The organism is Streptomyces olivochromogenes (assembly GCF_021538895.1).
In the GTDB taxonomy this organism is placed as follows: domain Bacteria; phylum Actinomycetota; class Actinomycetes; order Streptomycetales; family Streptomycetaceae; genus Streptomyces; species Streptomyces olivochromogenes_A.
The window spans coordinates 116,268-131,247 of the sequence record NZ_JADDRL010000006.1; the positions used below are offsets into that span (position 1 = coordinate 116,268).

At 71.2% G+C, this 14,980-nt stretch carries 14 protein-coding genes; 7 read left to right on the forward strand and 7 right to left on the reverse strand.

Annotation, left to right across the window (positions count from 1 at the left end):
* Positions 1-33 precede the first annotated feature (33 nt).
* Positions 34-1,227, forward strand: coding sequence for an elongation factor Tu (tuf, locus tag IPZ69_RS04875; RefSeq protein ID WP_235452492.1), 1,194 nt, complete (start codon positions 34-36; stop codon positions 1,225-1,227).
* A gap of 64 nt (positions 1,228-1,291) precedes the next feature.
* Here tuf and IPZ69_RS04880 read toward each other — a convergent pair whose 3' ends face one another.
* Positions 1,292-1,672 carry an anti-sigma factor antagonist gene (locus IPZ69_RS04880; protein ID WP_235452494.1) on the reverse strand — a complete coding sequence of 127 codons (381 nt, stop codon included), beginning with the start codon at positions 1,670-1,672 and terminating at the stop codon, positions 1,292-1,294.
* Positions 1,673-1,869: 197 nt separating this feature from the next.
* Between IPZ69_RS04880 and IPZ69_RS04885 the strand changes: the two genes are divergently transcribed.
* Entirely contained in the window at positions 1,870-2,727 is an 858-nt protein-coding gene (locus IPZ69_RS04885) for a hypothetical protein (protein ID WP_235452496.1), read from the forward strand.
* 31 nt (positions 2,728-2,758) lie between these two features.
* Here the strand turns inward: IPZ69_RS04885 and IPZ69_RS04890 are convergent, their stop codons facing one another.
* The 3 genes from IPZ69_RS04890 to IPZ69_RS04900 form a co-directional block, all read right to left on the reverse strand.
* Complete coding sequence (locus IPZ69_RS04890; protein ID WP_235452498.1) at positions 2,759-3,322, reverse strand: TetR/AcrR family transcriptional regulator; 564 nt, start codon at positions 3,320-3,322, stop codon at positions 2,759-2,761.
* Complete coding sequence (locus tag IPZ69_RS04895) at positions 3,319-3,681, reverse strand: DUF1304 domain-containing protein (protein WP_235452499.1); 363 nt, start codon at positions 3,679-3,681, stop codon at positions 3,319-3,321. The genes IPZ69_RS04890 and IPZ69_RS04895 overlap by 4 nt, the downstream gene beginning before the upstream one ends.
* Positions 3,682-3,744: 63 nt before the next feature.
* Entirely contained in the window at positions 3,745-4,989 is a 1,245-nt protein-coding gene (locus tag IPZ69_RS04900) for a PucR family transcriptional regulator (protein WP_235452501.1), read from the reverse strand.
* 329 nt (positions 4,990-5,318) lie between these two features.
* On the opposite strand from IPZ69_RS04900, the gene IPZ69_RS04905 reads away from it, so the two are divergent.
* The 5 genes from IPZ69_RS04905 to IPZ69_RS04925 are packed head-to-tail and all read left to right on the forward strand — an operon-like array spanning position 5,319 to position 9,744.
* Positions 5,319-7,139 (forward strand): sensor histidine kinase, encoded by a 1,821-nt coding sequence (locus tag IPZ69_RS04905; protein WP_235452502.1) that lies wholly within the window; start codon positions 5,319-5,321, stop codon positions 7,137-7,139.
* On the forward strand, positions 7,136-7,546 hold the full coding sequence (locus IPZ69_RS04910) for a roadblock/LC7 domain-containing protein (RefSeq protein WP_030043913.1): 411 nt from the start codon (positions 7,136-7,138) through the stop codon (positions 7,544-7,546). The genes IPZ69_RS04905 and IPZ69_RS04910 overlap by 4 nt, the downstream gene beginning before the upstream one ends.
* Entirely contained in the window at positions 7,543-7,914 is a 372-nt protein-coding gene (locus tag IPZ69_RS04915; RefSeq protein WP_235452504.1) for a DUF742 domain-containing protein, read from the forward strand. The genes IPZ69_RS04910 and IPZ69_RS04915 overlap by 4 nt, the downstream gene beginning before the upstream one ends.
* Complete coding sequence (locus IPZ69_RS04920) at positions 7,895-8,500, forward strand: GTP-binding protein (protein WP_235452506.1); 606 nt, start codon at positions 7,895-7,897, stop codon at positions 8,498-8,500. The genes IPZ69_RS04915 and IPZ69_RS04920 overlap by 20 nt, the downstream gene beginning before the upstream one ends.
* Positions 8,497-9,744, forward strand: coding sequence for a cytochrome P450 (locus IPZ69_RS04925; protein WP_235452508.1), 1,248 nt, complete (start codon positions 8,497-8,499; stop codon positions 9,742-9,744). The genes IPZ69_RS04920 and IPZ69_RS04925 overlap by 4 nt, the downstream gene beginning before the upstream one ends.
* A gap of 86 nt (positions 9,745-9,830) precedes the next feature.
* Here the strand turns inward: IPZ69_RS04925 and IPZ69_RS04930 are convergent, their stop codons facing one another.
* The 3 genes from IPZ69_RS04930 to IPZ69_RS04940 form a co-directional block, all read right to left on the reverse strand.
* Positions 9,831-11,531, reverse strand: a complete 1,701-nt coding sequence (locus tag IPZ69_RS04930) for a hypothetical protein (protein ID WP_235452510.1) — start codon at positions 11,529-11,531, stop codon at positions 9,831-9,833.
* A 176-nt stretch (positions 11,532-11,707) separates the two neighbouring features.
* Positions 11,708-13,339 carry an amidohydrolase gene (locus tag IPZ69_RS04935; protein WP_235452511.1) on the reverse strand — a complete coding sequence of 544 codons (1,632 nt, stop codon included), beginning with the start codon at positions 13,337-13,339 and terminating at the stop codon, positions 11,708-11,710.
* A gap of 17 nt (positions 13,340-13,356) precedes the next feature.
* Complete coding sequence (locus IPZ69_RS04940; protein ID WP_235452512.1) at positions 13,357-14,859, reverse strand: APC family permease; 1,503 nt, start codon at positions 14,857-14,859, stop codon at positions 13,357-13,359.
* Positions 14,860-14,980: the final 121 nt, after the last annotated feature.

Here is a 14,980-nt window from a genome sequence, read left to right on the forward strand (position 1 = left end):
TTGACATCACCCACCTGACCAGGAGGGCTCGCAGTGGCGAAGGCGAAGTTCGAGCGGACCAAACCGCACGTGAACATCGGCACCATCGGTCACATCGACCACGGCAAGACCACTCTCACGGCGGCCATCACGAAGGTGCTGCACGACAAGTTCCCCGATCTCAACCCCTTCACGCCGTTCGACCAGATCGACAAGGCGCCCGAGGAACGGCAGCGTGGCATCACCATCTCGATCGCGCACGTCGAGTACCAGACCGAGCGGCGGCACTACGCGCACGTCGACTGCCCCGGACACGCCGACTACATCAAGAACATGATCACGGGCGCCGCCCAGATGGACGGCGCCATCCTCGTCGTCGCGGCCACCGACGGCCCGATGCCGCAGACCAAGGAACACGTGCTGCTGGCCCGGCAGGTGGGCGTGCCCTATGTCGTCGTCGCCCTCAACAAGACGGACGTGGTGGACGACGAGGAGATCCTGGAGCTCGTCGAGCTGGAGGTGCGCGAGCTGCTCACCGAGTACGAGTTCCCCGGCGACGACGTGCCGGTGGTGCGGGTCTCCGCGCTCAGGGCCCTGGCGGGCGACCCGCAATGGACCGCGTCGGTGCTCGAACTCCTCGACGCCGTCGACCGGTTCGTGCCCGAGCCGGTGCGGGACGTGGACCGGCCGTTCCTGATGCCGATCGAGGACGTGTTCACCATCACCGGCCGGGGCACGGTCGTCACCGGCCGGATCGAGCGCGGCACGCTGCGGGTCCACAGCGAGGTGGAGATCATCGGCATCCACGAGCAGAAGACCAGGACCACGGTCACCGGCGTGGAGATGTTCCGCAAGCTGCTCGACGAGGGCCGGGCGGGCGAGAACGTCGGTCTGCTGCTGCGGGGCGTCAAGCGCGAGGAGGTCGAGCGCGGGCAGGTCGTCATCAAGCCCGGATCCGTCACCCCGCACACGGAGTTCGAGGCGCGCGCCTACATCCTGTCCAAGGACGAGGGCGGCCGGCACACGCCCTTCTTCCAGAACTACCGTCCCCAGTTCTACTTCCGCACCACGGACGTGACGGGCGTCGTCACCCTGCCCCGGGGCACCGAGATGGTCATGCCGGGCGACAACACCACCATGCACGTCGAGTTGATCCAGCCCATCGCCATGGAGGAAGGGCTGAAGTTCGCCATCCGGGAGGGCGGGCGGACGGTGGGCGCCGGTCAGGTCACCCGGATCATCAGGTAGCCGTCACGGCGAACAGCCGTCGCGGCGGCCGGCGTTGCAGCCAATACCGTCACAACCAACACCGTCACAGCGATCCGGACGCGGTCTCGGGCTGGCCCAGGGCCGCGTCCAGCGTCGGTCGCGCGGGCAGCAGCCGCGTGAGGCCGGTGACCCGGAAGACGCGCAGGGTCAGCGGGTGGGTGCACACCAGGTGCAACTGCCCGCCGCGCTCCAGCACCCGGCTGCGAGCCCGGTACAGCAGGCGCAGCCCCGAGCAGTCGAAGAACTCGACGTGCCGCAGATCGATCACGACGCGGGCGCCGGGCCGGCCGGTCGCGCGGTCCAGGTGCGGAGTGATCTCCGTGGCCGCCGCGATGTCGATCTCGCCGTGGAACTCCAGCACCGTGTGTCCGCGGTCCTGATGGATGCGCAGGTGCCGGGTGAGCGGTGCGGGCTCCTGTCGCACGACGGCGTCACCTCCCACCCGCTCCCGGAAATCCGTCCCCGCCCGTCAAGTTACCCTCGATGGAGGGAATTTGAGCATGTTCGATTGACATATGTCTTCGAGTTTGGCGCGTGTCCGCCGGTGAACGTTCCGGGTGCCCGCCGCGTCGAAGGAGCGGAACACACAGGGGGCAACGGCCGAGGAACGGGGGCGGGGACATGCGCAGAGGCCTGGTGACGGTGACGGTGCTGGCGGCCGTGACGCTGGTGGCGTGCGACGACGGGAGCGGAGCGGACCTGGTGGTCGACGGCACGCCGCCGGACACGCCGTACCGCGGCTCGTTGCACATCGCCACCAAGTCCATGGACGAGTTCGGTCCGCGGGCCCTGCGCAGCCAGTCCGGGGCCGCGGGCCGCGCGTTGGAGTGCGACGGCGAGATCTACGCCGGCGACGGGCCCGACGGGTGGAGCCGGGGGGACGGCGGGGCGACCCCCGAGGAGGGCCTGAAGATGTTCTTCGACATGTTCCAGCCCGAGTTCCCCCGTGAGGGCTACCGCGTGGAGCACCGGGAAGCGGACCGCGTGCTGTACTCCTACGACGTCGGTCGCCGCACCAAGGTGGCCGTCGTGGTCGCCAAGGACCAGAAGGGCCGCCCCGGTTGGGGGCCGGAGACCAACGCCTCCTGCGATCCCGCGGAACTCCCTGCGAGCTTCACGGACTCGCTGGAGACGGAGATCTGGACGGACAAGGACGGCGGGCGGGTGCCGATCACGCGGATCACCAGCTACGCCGGCGCCGAGCACTGCGACTGGCAGCGGGCGCACTTCCTGGACCTGGGCAGCGGCGACGAGCGCAGGAGCTACGTCCGTGACCCCCACGGGGTGTTCGACGCCGAGGCCGTGCTGACCGCCCCCTACGACGGCGACGTCCGCATGCCCGCCGACGCGCACGACACCGGATACCGCTACCACGACCGGCGGTTGTGGCTGACGGACGACCGCTCCACGGCGTACGTCCGCACACCCCACGGCGTGGAGGCCTGGCCCCGCGCCAAGGACACCCTCGGCTGCAAGTGACCCGGCCCCGGCGCCCGCCGGGGCGTACCCCTCACCGGCTCCGGTGCAGCGCGACCAGCAACTGCCAGACCTGGTGGGCCACTTCGTCCGAGGTGGCGTCCAGGAGCCCGTGCAGCCAGTCGGCCAGCACCCCGGCGAACGTGGCGGCCACCGCCGAGGCGACCAGCGGGGCGTCCGCCGCGCCCGCCAGCTCCCGCTCGGCCAGGCTGCGGGCCCGCAGGTCCCGGTGGAGCACCCGGCCGAGCGGACCGCCGCCGCCCGGCGTCAGCAGCGTCCGGTACAGGGCCGCGTGCGGGGCGAGGCCCGCGAAGAACTCCAGCAGCGCGGGCGGGGCGTGCACCGGGTCGGGCCGCCCGCGCCAGGCGTGCAGCGCGTCCACCGCCTCCCGCACCACGTCCGCGCAGGTGTCCACGGCCAGCGCCTGAAGGCCGTCGTAGTGCACGTAGAACGTGGCGCGGCCGACCCCGGCCCGGCGGGCCAGCGCGGCGACGCCCACCTCCTCCAGCGGCCGTTCGGCGCACTCCTCGAGCAGGGCGGCCCGCAGCCGTGCCCGGGTGCGGGCGGCGCGCGGGTCCTCGGGCACGTCCCCGGTCACCGGGCGGCGAGGACGGCGGCCAGGGCGAGCGCGCCGGGCAGTGCCTGTACGACCAGGATGCGACGGTTGGCGGTGGCCGCGCCGTACACGCCCGCGACCACGACGCACGAGGTGAAGAAGACCCGCGCGCCGAACCCGGTCGGATCCGCGGCGATCAGGCCCCACACCAGGCCCGCCGCCAGAAAACCGTTGTAGAGCCCCTGGTTGGCGGCCAGCGGCGCGGTCGCCCGCGCCATCTCGGGATCGAAACCGTGCAGGGAGCGGCCCGGCTTCTTCTGCCACAGGAACATCTCCAGCACCAGGATGTACGCGTGCAGCGCGGCCACCAGGCCGACCAGTACGTTCGCCACGATTTCCATGATCGGTGGACCCCTCCATGACTTGGACAGGTGTCCAATATAGCTGGACAGCTGTCCAGGAAGTCACCCGGCGGGGTCCTCCCGGTGACGGAAGCCCCCGCGCAGCTCCCGGGCGCGCAGGGCGAGCTGCATCTCGAACCGGGCCGCCGGATCGTGCAGCAGGTCGCCGAACAACTCGTCGAGCTGCCGCATCCGGTAGCGGACCGTCTGCGGGTGCACCGCGAGGCGCGCGGCGACCTCGGCGACACCCCGCCCGGACTGGAGCCAGCCCAGCAGGGTCTCGGCCAGCCGCTCGCGCTGCGGCGGACGCACCTGCTCCAGCGGGCGCAGCCGGCGCTCGGCGATGGCGTCCACCAGCGCGTCGTCCCGGGACAGCAGCAGCGTGGACAGGTGGTCCTGGCAGCGCACGATCCCGCTGTCCGCCCCGGTGTCGGCGAGGACCCCACGCCGTACCAGCTCCAACGCCTCGGTCGCCCAGCGCAGCGACCGCGCGCCCTCGTGCAGCGCGACCGTGGGACCCATCGCGGCGCGCAGCCCGTGCAGCGCCCCGGCCACCGCCCGGGCCCGGCCCGGCCCCTCCGGGTCGGGCACCACCAGCACCGCGGGCTGCAGGTCGAACCGGGTCAGGAACTCCGGCGGCACGATCGGCTCCACCTCGGTCGGCGGCCGGTGCTCGACCGCCACCACCGCGAGCGCCCGCGGCGGCGTCCAGCGCGCGGCGTGCGCCAGTTCGGCGATCGCCTCGGCCGAGGCCGGCGGATCGGCGGTGAGCAGGTCGACCAGCCGGGCCCGCCGCTGCCGCAGCTCTCCCGCCGCGTGCAGCCGGGCCTCGGTGTAGCCCGCCGTCGTCGCGGCCGCCATCTCGTCGAGGTGCAGGAACAGCGCCTCGCCGAACGCGCCCAGCACATGACGGGGCAGTACGCCTTCGTCGACCAGCGCGTTCACCCGGCGCCAGGTGACCCGGGCGCCCAGCCGGAGCGCCCACTGGAACGAGTCGAGGCTGCGCCCCTCCTCCGCCTCCCCGCGGCCGATGCGCTGGTACGTGGCCTTCACCGGCGCCCAGTCGGTGTCCGGCTCGGCCATCCGCTCCAGCAGCCCGCGCAGCGCGTGGTCGACTCCCCGGTGCACCCCCTGCATGTACGTGTCGTCCATCGGGCGGGCGTACTCGGGGATCTCCGTCCTGATCGCCCGGACGACCTCCTCGGTGATATCGGCGAAATAGGGGCGCAGTCGGTCGTGCAGACCGGACGGCAACGCCTTGAACGGGCCGCTCGTGTCGACTTGTCCCCCCGTTGTTCTCTTCGGCACGGCGGTGACGATACCCGCGGGTAACCAGCGCGGGCTCATCGGTTCCGGACAGTTGCCCGCGTGCGGATTGTCACCCGGGGACAAAGGGCGAGACGACAAGTCCCCTGGTCCGTAAGGGGTTTTGTCGATCCGGAGGGCCTGCCGGAGAGTGACGGAACCCTCACGTCCGCGAACCCGTGCGGTTGATCCTTTGGGGTTCAAACCCGATAAGCTCCAGTCCGGCGCTGCGAGTTGACGTGACCGCGATGGGTCGACCCGTAGTGCGTACTCATGAGTGCGGCCTTTGCACATCCCCCCGTTTTCGATCGTGTTGCTTTCGAAGGATGCAGATGGAACTCGCCACTCCGCCCCCGGCGGCGCGGGCCCCTGTCGCCTGGTACAGCTGGTGGCTGATGCCACTGGCCTTAGGAGGTGGAACGGTTGCCGCCACGTTCATGAGCTCGGAGCGAATAACCGCCGCCGTGGCCGGTGCTGCCGCCACGGCCGCCGGCTCCGTGTGCGTGCGGCTGCTGATTCGCGCACAGAAACAACTGCGCGGCGCGGAAGGCAGCTTCCGTACCTCGCAGGCCGAGCACTCGCAGCAGTGGCAGCAGCATGTCGCGGGTCTGGAGCGGAAGTTCGCCGTCGAGCGCGCCGCACTGGAGACCCAGCTCGGCGAGCAGGCCTCCGCCCACGAGGCCCAGCTCGGCGAGCGGACGGCGCTCTACGAGGCGCAACTCGCCGACACCTCCCGGGCGTACGAGGAGCGGCTGGCCGACCAGGCCGCGTCCTACGAGGCGCAGCTCATCGACCGGGCCGAGGTCTGGCAGGACCAGGTCGCCCACCAGCGGACCGCCGTCTCCCGGCTCGCCGGCGAGCAACTGCCCGACGCGCTGCGGCGACTGCGTGCCGGTGAGGGCATCGACGACCTGCTGCCGGCGACCGAGCGGAGCGCGCAGGTCGACAAGGAACTCCAGGCGGATCTCCGCCGGATCCTGCGGACCTCCCTGATCGGTGTCGAGGAGGAGTTCAACCGCTCGACCTCCGCCGAACAGGCCGTGATCAGCCTCGGCAACCGTATCCACGTGCTGACCAGCAAGCTGCGCGGCCGCCTGCACGAGATGCAGGGCGAGCACGGCCGGCTGCCCGCCGTGGCCCGGGGCCTGATGGAGCTGGACCAGGAGCTCGGCCCCGCCGACTCCCTCGCCGCGAGCGTCGGCGTGCTCGGCGGCTCAGACCGGCCGGGACGGCAGTGGCAGGAGCCGCAGCGGCTGCTCAGCGTGGTGCGCGGCGGTATCGGCCGGATCAAGGACTTCCACCGGGTCGAGGTCCGTCATCTGCCCGAACTCGGCGTCGACGGCGGCCTGGTGGACCACCTCACGCTGATCTTCTCCCACCTCCTGGACAATGCGGCCCGCTACTCGCCGCCCACCGAGCCGGTGCTCGTCTCCGGCAAGGAGGTGCCGAACGGCGTCGGCATCGAGATCCAGGACTCGGGCAAGGGCCTGAGCGAGGAGAAGAAGCGCGAGGCCGAGCACTCCCTCGCGGGCACCGCGGCCGGACCCGGTCTCGGTGGCATCTCCGAGGACGCCAACATCGGCCTGCGCGTCGTCGGTATCCTCGCCCGCCGCTACGGCATCCGCGTCACCTTCGCGGACTCGCCGTGGCTCGGCACCTCGGTGGTCGTGGTGGTCCCGCACAAGTACTTCAGCCCCCTGCCGACGGCCGCCCCGGCCACCACCCCCGCCGCCGGAACCCCGGTCACCGGGACCCCCGCCGTCTCCGCCCCCGAGACGGCGACGGTCCAGGGCCCCTTCACCACGGAGGCGTCGGCGGCCGGCATCGCGGACACGGTGGACACCACGGAGACCACGCCGGGCGGACTGCCCCGGCGCAGGAGCAGGCGCCGCGAGACGGAGCCGGCCGAGCAGCCCGCCCGGACCGAGTCCGCCACCGTCGCCCCTGTTCCACCGGACGAGTCCTTCGCCGGCCTGGCCGCCTTCGCGACCGCGGGCCGCGATGCCACCGGGTCCGGCCCGTCCGCCGTCGACGGGGAGGCCGCCGGGGCCGGGCCGAGGCCCGCCGACACGGAGTTCGGCGAGCTCCGGAGGCAGGCGCCCGGCCGCGAGTCCACCGAGCACCGCACTGAAGAGAGTGACAAGTCCATATGACGCAGCAGGGAACCGACGTGAGCTGGGCGCTCCGCGATCTGGTGGAGAGCATCCCCGAGATCCGCTTCGCCCTCGTGGCCTCCAGCGACGGCAAGGCCATCACCTCATTCGGCGCCGAGGACCCCGATGACGTGGACCGCTTCGCGGCCGTGGTGGCCGGACTGCAGGCGCTGGCCCAGCCGGTGGCCGAGCAGTTCCCCAAGTACGCGGGCCAGCTGCGGCTCGCGATGATCGAGGTCGACGGAGGTCATCTGTTCGTCGTGCGTGCCGGTGTCGAGACGTATCTGGGCGTCCTCGCCCGCGAGGGTCTCGACCAGGGCCTGCTCGGACACCAGATGAGGGACCTGGCTCGTCGGATGGGTGAGCTCCTCGGCACCACTCCGCGCCTGGAGGAGCACTCTGGATGAGTGCTCCCCGCCGGCCCACGGACCCGTCCGGTCTCGAGCGCTACTACGTCCTCACGGGAGGGCGCAGCGGACCGGGCGGGGCGGCGTCGAGCCTCGACGTGGCGACCCTCATCGTCTCCCTCACCGCTCCCCATCCGGGTATGCAGCACGAGCACGAGGACATTCTCCGGCGCTGCCGTGATCCGTTGTCGGTGGCCGAGCTCGGCGCCCACCTCGGATTGCCCTTCAACATTCTCGCGGTGCTGTTGGCGGATCTGCTGGAGGCAGGCCGTATTGAAGCCCGTGACCCCATTCCGGCGCACCACGCCGGACGCGGGCCCGACCTCGCGCTCCTTCAGGAGGTACTCAGTGGACTTGAAAGGCTTTGACCGTCCCGGCCGGCCCGCCGCCGGGGGCACTCGCTCGGTCAAGGTGATGATCGCCGGCGGGTTCGGTACCGGGAAGACCACCCTGGTCCGCTCCGTCAGCGACATCAAGCCGCTCACCACCGAGGAGACCCTCACCCAGGCCAGCGTCGGCGACGATCACCTGATCGGGGTCGCGGACAAGACCGAGACCACCGTCAGCCTGGACTTCGGCAAGATCAGCCTCAACGACAGCCTGATGCTGTACCTGTTCGGCACCCCGGGCCAGGAGCGGTTCTGGTTCCTGTGGAACGGCCTGTTCAAGGGCGCGCTCGGCGCGATCGTCCTGGTCGACACCCGCCGCCTGGCCTCCAGCTTCCGGGCGATCGAGGAGATGGAGCGGCAGGACGTGCCGTTCGTCATCGCGCTGAACATCTTCCCGGACTCCAAGCAGCACCCGATCGAGGAGATCAGGGACGCCCTGGACATCTCGCCGGACATCCCCGTCGTGGCGTGCGACGCCCGCGACCGGGCCTCCAGCCGTGACGTACTGATCGCCCTGATACGTCATTTGAAGGAACGGTCCGCCATCGCACTGGAGCCCCGATGAACGACCAGAACCTCGACAGTCCCGACGCCCCCCGCGGCTGCCCGGTCGCGCACGGTTCGGCCGAACTGGCCCGGCTGTACGGGCCCGAGGCGGCGACCGACCCGTTCGGCATCTACGAGCGGTTGCGCAAGGAGCACGGCGCCGTCGCGCCGGTGCTGCTGGAGGGCGACATCCGCGCCTGGCTGGTGCTGGGCTACCGGGAGAGCCGGCGGGTGCTCGACAATCCCCGCCAGTTCGCCCGGGACGGGCGGACCTGGCGGGACTGGCGGGAAGGACGGGTCGCGGAGACCTCCGCGCTGATCCCGATGCTCGGCTGGCGTCCCGACTGCGTGTCCCAGGACGGCGAGCCGCACCGCAGGCTGCGCGGTGCCGTCAACGATGTGCTGCAGGCTGCCGTCGGCCGCGGTATCCGGCGCCACGTCACGCACTTCGCCAACAAGATGATCGACGGGTTCGCGGACAGCGGCCGCGCCGATCTGGTGGCGGACTACGCCGACTATCTGCCGATGCTCGTGATGTCCCGCATTCTGGGGCTCGGCGAGGCGGAGGGGCGCCGGCTGGTCGAGTCGTGCGCCCAGGTGCTCAAGGGCGGCGAGGACGCCGTGATGCACGACGGCAGGATCAGGGAGATCTTCGGTGAACTCGCCGAGCGCAGGCGGTCCGAACCCGGCTCCGACCTCGCCACCGGCCTGCTGGAGCATCACGCGGGTCTCGACCACGACGAGGTCGTCCACCACCTGCGCGTGGTGCTGATCGCCGCGCACGTCACGACCAACCTGCTGGCCCGGGTGCTGCAACTGGTCCTGACCGACGCCTCCCGGCTCTCCGGGCTGATCAGCGGTCAGCTGAACATCTCGGCGGTGGTGGAGGAGGTCATGTGGAACTCTCCGCCGCTGGCCGTCCTGCCGGGGCGCTTCGCCGCCAGCGACGTCGAACTGGGCGGGCACCGCATCGAGGAGGGCGACCTGCTCGTGCTCGGTCTCGCCCCGGGCAACCTCGACCCCGAGGTCCGGCCCGACCCGGGTGTCTCGGTGCAGGGCAACCAGGCGCACCTGGCGTTCGGCGCGGGCCCGCACGAGTGCCCCGGGCAGAGCATCGGTCAGTCCATGATCGAGGTTGCGGTGGACGTCCTGCTGCACCGGCTGCCGGGCCTGCGGCTGGCCGTGCCGGCGGATGAGCTCACCACGACCGCCTCCACCTGGGATTCCCGGCTGGACGGGCTGCCGGTCGAGTTCCCGGTGTGAGCACGGCGCTGCCCGGTCGGAATCCCGACCGGGCAGCGCGCTTTGAGTCATGGGCCGTACGGGAATTCCGGAACGGGATCGAGGCGTCAGCCGTCGAGCCAGTCGCCCGCGAGGGCGGAAGGATGGTATCCCGTGGCGTTCCAGAGGAAATGCGGGTGGGCGCAGCCGAACATGTAAGCGAGCAGCGCGGTGTCTTCCCTCCCGGTCTCAGGGTCGTACAGGGTGTAGAACTGTTCACTTCCGACTGCTCCGGCGTCCTGCTGGATTTCACGAGCGCGGTCCGGGGACGGTGCGGCGCCGGCTGCCTCCACGGCGGCGATGTAGGTGCGGCGCAGGATCTCCCACGCGGTGTCGGTGTTGCCGTGCCAGGGGCCGTGCAGCGCTTCGAAGGCATGGAGCTCGGCGTCGAAGAGGGCCCATGTCCGCGGGAATTGGTCTCGGCAGCGTGCGGACAGCTCGGCGGTCCGGGGGCTCAGCGCCGGTGCGGTGGGCCGCGGGGCGATCGTGAGGGTGGTGCCGCCGGTGAGGATGCCGCTGCAGGCGTTGGGCTGCAGGTCGCAGAGCGGGCACTCCTCGGCCGGGGGGAGGCCCTGGGTGATGCCGTCGAACCACAGGGCGTGGCGGCCGGTGAGCCCCAACCAGACGACGGTGCTGGTCATCAGCCACGTGTTCCACATCGGGGTGTGCGCCTCGGGCATGCAGCCGTACTTGACGAGAGCGATGGCGCAGGCGGTGTAGAGGGCCTTGGTGTGGGTGGGCATGTCGGCGAGCCAGATGTTGCTGATCTCGCCGGTGAGGGCATCGGCCCGTACGTCGGTCATGTCGTCGATGACGCGGCACAGCAGCAGGGAGGCGAGGTGCTCCTGCTGCCAGAGTTCGGTGTCGGGCGAGACGTGCCAGAACAGGCAGTCCAGCATCTGCAGGGCCGCGTAGGTGCTTTCGCCGAGTGGGTTGCTCTGGGGGAGTTCGACGTTGCCCGCGTGGTGCTGCTGGAGCCAGTACTCGTCGACGGATCGCTTGTGGGCTGCGTAGAGTCCGCAGACCAGGGCCCGTGCGCTGTTGGTGCTGAAATTCTCGGCCAGGCGGCCTTCGGCGAGTTGGGTGAGGCGCGTGGTGTCGATGGTGTCGATCACGCGCTTGTATTCGTGGAAGACGAGTATGTCGTCCTCGAAGCGGTGGCGGAGGCCAGAGTCACGCTCAAGATCGTTTATCTGCCGCACCCAGATCCATCCAGCGGTCAGGACGCTGTCGAGCTCCTCGCGGTACGGCCAGGTCTTGACGGTGAGGGGCCGACCAGCGCTCTGCCGCCAACCGTAGTCACCCAGCGTGCGGGCGGGGGGCGTGGGCAGCCGGCGGCACAGAGGACAGGCGCAGGCGGTTATTCGCTCCTCCTCGCGCGGCGGGGTGAGTGCCCGGCTCCGCCAGGCCCCTTCCAGCATCATGCAGGTCAGTCGGCATATCTCGACATCGGTGCTGACTTGGGGGAAGGCTTCTTCGATCAGGCGCAGGCTGGTGTCGAGTCGCCGCAACCTGGCGTCGCCCTCCTCGTCGGGTGGGAGGAACGCGCGCGGCGCTATGTGGAGAGCTCCCTCCACATGCAGCGTGGTGCTGGACCGGGGGGATCCGAATGCGTCCAGCCGCTGCTGAGCGGCGTCCTGGCACCGTTGGTGCTCCTCCGTGCTCCCGTCGACGCGTTCCATCAAGAGGCGGGCCAGGGCGTCCCCCGCCTCCGTGGGCCGGAGCACGGGCGTGTCGAAGGGCACGTCGAACCTGACGTCCTGAGGCATGCGAGTCCTTTCGGAGACGGAACGCAGAGCCCCCCGCCCCTGCGAACGGGCGGCCAGATGGCCGCCCGTGCACTCGAACTGAGCTTCGTGGTGCGAAAGTTGACCGAGAAGCGATACGAGGCTGCCCAGAGCGTAAATGATCTATACCGTGACACGGCCGTGACGTGTGTTACTGCTCATGCCTCGTGAGCCGCGTACACTCGCGCGCCCCCCACATAGGTGAGCGCCACCTTCGTCTCCGCGATCGCCTCGGGCGGACCGGCGAACGGGTCACGGTCCAGCACCACCAGATCGGCCAGCGCCCCGACGCTCACCCGCCCGCCGTCGTCCAGATGGTTCACGTACGCCGTACCCGCCGTGTACGCCGTGAGGGCCTCCGCGAGCCCGAGGCGCTCGCCGGCCAGGAACACCGGGCCGTCGCCGCCCGGTTCGACGCGGTTGACCGCGACATGGATGCCCTGGATCGGATCCGCGCTGCTCACCGGCCAGTCGCTGCCCGCCGCGAGCCGCGCCCCGGAGCGCAGCAGCGCCCCGAACGGGTACTGCCACGCGGCCCGTTCGGGCCCGAGGAAGGGGATCGTCAGCTCGTCCATCTGCGGCTCGTGCGCGGCCCACAGCGGCTGGATGTTGGCGGTGGCGCCGAGCCGGGCGAAGCGCGGCACGTCGTCCGGGTGGACGACCTGGAGGTGCGCCAGATGCGGCCGGGTGTCGCTCGGCCCGTTCACGGCGCGGGCCGCCTCGATCGCGTCGAGGGCGTCGCGTACGGCCCGGTCGCCCAGCGCGTGGAAGTGGCACTGGAAGCCGAGCGCGTCCAATTCGGTCACGTACTTGGGCAGTTGACCGGCGTCGATGAAGCTGGCGCCGCGATTGGCGGTGGCGCAGCCGCACTTGTCGAGGTAGGGCTCCAGCAGCGCCGCCGTCCCGGTCTCCGCGACCCCGTCAAGCATCAGTTTCACGCTGCCCGCCCGAAACCGGCCGTGGCTGAACGCGGCCCGGCGCTCGACGAGTTCGGGGATCTGCTCGGCCCCGCGCTCCCGGTCCCACCACAGCGCGCCCACCACCCGCGCGGTCAGCGAGCCGTCGCGGGCGGCCGCGAGATACGCGTCGGCCGGGTTGTCCATGCCGAGGAAGTCGCCGACGAGGGCGTCCTGCCAGGCCGTGATGCCGAGCGCGTGCAGATGGCGCTGGGCGTGCAGCAGCGCGGCCAGCCGGTCGGCCGCGGTGGCCCCCGGCGTGAGGCGGCCGACCAGCTGCATCGCGCCCTCCTGGAGCGTGCCGCTCGGCTCACCGGAGGCGTCCCGGTCGATCCGGCCGTCGGCCGGGTCGGGGGTGTCCCGGGTGATGCCGGCGAGCTCCAGGGCGCGGCTGTTGACCCAGGCGCCGTGGTGGTCGCGGTTGGGCAGGTAGACCGGCCGGTCGGGGACGGCCGCGTCCAGCAGCTCCCGCGTCGGCGTACCGCCCTCGAAGGCCTCCATCGACCAGCCGCCGCCGAGGATCCACTCCCGCTCGGGGTGGGTGGCGGCGTACACGCGGACGGCGGCCAGGGTCTCCGCGGCGGTCTTCGCGCCGGTCAGGTCGCACTGGGTGAGTTCGAGTCCGGCCGGCACGGGGTGGATGTGCGCGTCCTGGAAGCCGGGCAGCAGCAGCCGTCCGGCGAGGTCCACCACCTCGGTCCGGGGCCCGGCGAGTTCGCGCACCTCGTCGTGCCCGACGGCGGTGATCCGGTCACCGGTGACGGCGACGGCAGTCGCCGTGCGGCCCTCGGGGGTGAGGACGGGGCCGCCGGTGAAGAGGAGATCAGCGTGCATGTTCTCTTTCCTTGGGATCAGTTGGGGGTGGCGATCAGCTGCGGCGCGTCGGCGTCCGTGCCGTCGCCGGTGCGGAAGTACGGGGAGCGGCGCACCCACTTGGCGTACGCGGCGGCCACGAAGCCGGACGCGATCATCGCCAGGGGCATGAGCAGCAGGAACCAGCCGTTGTCCGCGCGGAGTTCGAGACGGTCGGCGGAGTCGTAGAAGGACCAGCCGAGGTAGCCGCCGAGGCCGAGGAGCGCGGCGGCGCTCAGAGCGGGCAGCACCACCGCCCGCACGCCCTGCCCCAGGTCGGTGCGCAGCAGGGAGCGGAAGCGTACGGCGGCGGCGAGCGCGGTGAGCGCGTAGGAGAGCGCAACGACGATGCCGACGGCGTTCACGGTCGCCAGGATCATGTCGGCGAGCCGCGGGATCACCAGGGCGAGCGCGGCCACCGCGGTGGAGATCGCCCCGATCAGCAGCGTGCCGGCCGCCGGTGTCCCGTACCGGGCGCTGATCCTGGACCACACCGGGCCGACGGTACGGTCCCGGCTCATCGCGAACATGCCGCGCGCCGTGGGAATCACCCCGGCCTGCAGCGAGGCCACGGCCGAGAACATCAGGGCCACCAGCGGCAGCGCTGCCAGCGGCTGCGCGGCCAGCCGGTCGCCGAAGTACGCGAGCCCCTCGGCGCCGTGCCCGGCCAGCTCCTGCTCGGACAGCACCCGCTGGAAGGCGACGGAGCCGAGCAGGAACAGTCCCAGCATCGTCACCAGGGTGATCATTCCGGCGCGGGAGGCGTCCCGCGGGTCGCGGACCTCCTCGTTGACGCTGAACGCGACCTCGAAGCCCCAGTAGCAGAACACCGACAGCAGCATCCCCTGCGCGAGCGCCGACACCGACGGGATGGCGAAGGGGTTGAACCAGGAGAGGCTGAAGTCGTGTTGGCCGGCGACGATGCCGTAGCCGCAGAACCCGAGCAGTACGACGTACTCGAAGATCAGCAGGCCGCTCTGCAGCCGCGCCGCGGTGCGGATGCCGGTCACGGCGGTCAGCGTGACGGCGATCAGGATCCCGATGCCCACCGCCGTCGACTGCGCGGTCGACCCCGGATCCAGCGTGAGCCCGGCCAGTCGGTGGAGCCCGGCCTCGCCGGCCAGCTGCAGGATCGACGACCCGGTGACCGCCGTGGTGTACGCGAGGAACGCGATGGACGCCGTGAGGTTCACCCAGCCGACCATGAAGCCGAGCCACGGGTTGAGCGAACGTCCCACCCACACGTACCCGTTGCCGGCGTTGGGCTCCACCTTGTTCAGCCGGGAGAAGGCGCCCGCGATCCCCAGGATCGGCAGGAACGCCAGCAGCATGATGGCCGGCAGGTGCAGCCCGACCACCGCGGCCGTTACCCCGAGGCCGATGCCGATGCTGGTGGTCGCGGCCGTGCTGGACGCGGCGACGGCGACGCCGTCCAGGACACCGAGGGACTTGCGCAGCTCCTGCTTCAGGGGCGGGTCGACACCGTAGGGCTTATCGGTCATGGCCAGCTCTCCGCTCGCACCGGGGGGCCTGGTCGGCCCCGGTGACCGCACATGAAACTGCCCGTGCACTTCACAGGTCAACGCTGTTGTCGTAAGGTTCCCGCACACTCCAGGGAGGGGT